The following is a 1737-nucleotide window of genomic DNA, read 5'->3' on the forward strand; positions in this document are numbered from 1 at the left end:
GCCACCTACTAATAATCAGGGGCTAACGCATACTTTGCGGAATCTAGGTAGGGTATCACGAAAAGGTTTGAGTGCTAGCAGTTTTGGGTAGTATTGTCAATGGAGCATGTTGCGCAAAGCAACATTTTCTTATTATTCGTCGAAATAGTCTTATGGTAGCACTTTAAAAAGTGGTTTATTGCGAGATTAATGTTTATTAATTTGTCATTCCTTGGTGTTTTTCTTAGAATTTGTATCTTTGTGCGAGTTAATATGAATTTATTTGAGCAAAAGGACAATGAAAAAGATTTTACTACTACAGTTGTTGCTGATGACAACACTCTTTGTTTCTTGTGTAGGGATGAAAGAAAGTCCCAAAGTTCAAGAAAAGCCATTCGACATCGTTCGAACCAAGTGGGAGGCGGACTATCATTTTTCTAAAGGAGATCCTAAATCGGCCTTGGTGAATGTGGTTTTCGACTTCAAGAGTCCCACAGAGGTGGTCTTCGTGCATAAAATCAAAAATGGGTTTGTAGATCCTCAAGAATTTCCATACGAGCCAATTAGTTATAACTATACATACGTCTCTCCTCTCTTGAAAATTCTCTCGCATGATAAGAAGAAATGGACAGTTTATAAGGTCGACGAAAAGGCTGGTACCATGTCTACTGTCAGAGACGAATGGGTGAACAAAGACGAAGCGGGGCTTATAATTGGGGAGGAGGATGATTACAAGATTACTCTCCACCTAAAGAAGTAAGTTTTTAAAGTAATACACAATAAAGAGTATGAATACATGGTTGGGCGACTACGTCTTCTAGTATTTGCCCTTTCAAATCCTGATTGTCGTACGACGTATGTTTGTCGTGCGCATCAGGATTTGTTATTTTTACGTACGTAACACAACGACATGGATACATCATCATCTCCCAAAAGACTGCTCAGTCTCACTGACTATGGCGTCTTGTTTCTTATCTTTTTTGGATATTTCACTTTCACCTCTCTTCTGATGTTCTTTGGGACACCAGATCCTCAAGCTCCAAGTGCAGACTCTTTTACTGAGCAGCAAAATATCTTTTCTATTGTTTTGGAACTATCCTTTCTCTCTGTAGCAGGGTTGTACTTATGGTGGAGAAGATTCGATTTCTCAGCCCTTAGTTTTTCTGTGAAGTGGTATACTCTTCCCCTTATGCTTCTCCTTATAATAGTTGGAGGAGGTATTCTCGATGTTTGTCTTTACGGGTCTTATTGGATTAAGCATGGTGTCAATCCTCTGAAATACTTCCCTATTTGGTATTCTGATCCCAATGTTGATTACTTCGCTCACATAAATATTTGGCTAGTGCTATTTGCTCTACTTAATGGTTTTTTCGAAGAACTATTCTTTATGGGGCTTACATTTGCAGTAAATGCACAATATAGACTTGTTGCGATCATAGCAAGCATATTTATTCGATTTGGGTTTCATCTTTACCAGGGGGTACTTTCAGCATTCGGGATTGCACTTATGGGGGTTGTCTTTATCTGCATACGCCAAAAATTCACTTCTTTGGTTCCTTTTGTCCTAGTTCACTCTATTTTTGACATTTTTGGAACAGGTATATTACTATGGATATACTTGATTTTCTTTCGTTGAATAAAGGTATAATAGAGCTTGCTGAACCGTAACTCTCCCAAAACGGGCGCGTAAGGAGAGAATAAAATAGCCTGTAGGTACGATTTGGTACCTACAGTCTATTTTGTGTCTCGGTGTCTTTT

2 protein-coding genes are annotated in these 1737 nt (G+C 38.6%); both read left to right on the forward strand.

All coding sequences use genetic code 11. The features are described from left to right. Positions 1-277 precede the first annotated feature (277 nt). The gene (locus tag A3GG_RS0101505; protein ID WP_018357563.1) at positions 278-739 is read left to right on the forward strand and encodes a hypothetical protein; all 462 of its coding nucleotides are present in this window, start codon (positions 278-280) and stop codon (positions 737-739) included. 150 nt (positions 740-889) lie between these two features. After that, entirely contained in the window at positions 890-1615 is a 726-nt protein-coding gene (locus tag A3GG_RS0101510) for a CPBP family intramembrane glutamic endopeptidase (protein ID WP_026215527.1), read from the forward strand. Positions 1616-1737 lie beyond the last annotated feature (122 nt).

Origin of the sequence: Porphyromonas levii DSM 23370 (assembly GCF_000379925.1) — a bacterium.
Lineage (GTDB): Bacteria > Bacteroidota > Bacteroidia > Bacteroidales > Porphyromonadaceae > Porphyromonas_A > Porphyromonas_A levii.